Genomic DNA, 1484 nt, shown 5'->3' with positions numbered 1-1484 from the left:
GTCTGCAGCCGGTCAAAAGTACTATACTGTCCTCCCGGCAGGGCGGGAACTGCTCGGACAGAAGCTCCAAGTTGGTCCTAGGAAAGGCGATATCGGAGAGAAAACACCACACAAGGTCGGCGTTCGCCTCCTCGAACAGTGGCTCCAACAGCAGGACGATGTCGTTCGCGTCGAACCGTACTACGAATACGACGACAGGACGGTGTTTGACGTGGCTGCGTTCAACGACGCTGGCGAACTCGTTTGGGTCGGCGAAGCTGAACTCCCGAGCAACAACAGCCACGCACCGGTCGACGACTACGACAAGCTCAGTCTGGTGGATGCCGACGCGATTTGGGCGTTCAACAGTCGCCAGACTGCCATTGAGGTGCTCGATAGACTTGCCGAAGCGGATCGAATCGAAGAAAGTGTTAGCGGCCGGGCAGCACGGTCGTTCTCGAACATCAAAGACGCAATCAGCGAATTTGATGCAGCAGGCATGACCACGGTTCGAGGCTTCACGAATCTCAAACAGGAGGTCAACCTATGACTTGGCGACAGGCAACCCGTGAAGAGATCTACTCCTACTACGCCGAAGAGTTTCCCCAGTACGTTGACGACCTTCCCGAGTTCATCACAGCAGACGGGCCAAAACAGTATGCTGTCGCTTTTCGAGACCCACACCCGGTTCGCAAGGACGACGTCCCTGATAAGGACTTCATCCGCCGGGACACATGGCAGACGAATCGATCCGGTAAGCGGACGACTCCCGAGTTCAGCAGCTTTGAGGACGTTGTGGAGTTCATTCAGCACCCTGCTCGCAATGATCCCCTCGGTCAGAGCAACTTCGCACTCGCTGACCCGGCGGTCCTCGAGAAATCAAATCCACTCCCTGAAGCCGTCTACTATGCGCTGGATCACTGGGAACGGCCATGGGTGCTGCTCGTCGATATCGACGCGAAAGAAATCGCTCGGCAACGAGCCACGGATACAGTCTCCGAGGACGGCGACCAAGACAACGAGACACTCCTCGTCGCCGCCGGTATTCTCGACGCCGAGCCCGCAGGCTATCCGTATGCCTTCAAGGATATCGACCGCGCTATCGAATACGGATTCGAGGTACGAGACATCTTTGAGGAGGACTTCAACGCCGAGGAAACGGTGGTCGTGTATAGTGGACAGGGAGTGCACGTCTATCTCCTCGATACGGACCTTGCACATCGATACGACGAACAGAGTCGCGAGGTGCTGAACGACCTTCTCTTAGAGACCTACGACATCCCTATCGACCCTGTCGTGACAGCCGACCGGCGGCGTGTCGCACGCCTGCCCTTTTCACTCCACGCCGACGTCTGCAGTATCGTTCAACCCATCGAAAGTCGGGGTTTCGACGTCCGATCGGCGACGCCGGAGGTGGTCGGCGAATGAGTCAGAGTACCCCCACCGACGACGAGGAGATGTCGTATCGAGTTGCGGCACTTCCTCCTGAGTACGGTGACATCCGC

The 1484-nt window shown here is 57.4% G+C and carries 1 protein-coding gene and 1 pseudogene; both read left to right on the top strand.

Going from position 1 to position 1484, the window contains the following annotated elements; genetic code table 11:
- Positions 1-529 (top strand): annotated as a pseudogene (locus tag AUR65_RS20240) (ATP-binding protein); the annotation flags it as partial.
- Positions 526-1407 (top strand): bifunctional DNA primase/polymerase, encoded by an 882-nt coding sequence (locus AUR65_RS12105; RefSeq protein WP_058567115.1) that lies wholly within the window; start codon positions 526-528, stop codon positions 1405-1407. The pseudogene AUR65_RS20240 and the gene AUR65_RS12105, both read left to right, overlap by 4 nt.
- The last annotated feature ends 77 nt before the right edge of the window (positions 1408-1484 follow it).

The organism is Haloferax marisrubri (assembly GCF_001469875.2).
Lineage (GTDB): Archaea > Halobacteriota > Halobacteria > Halobacteriales > Haloferacaceae > Haloferax > Haloferax marisrubri.
This window is presented reverse-complemented; position numbering and strand designations above follow the sequence as displayed.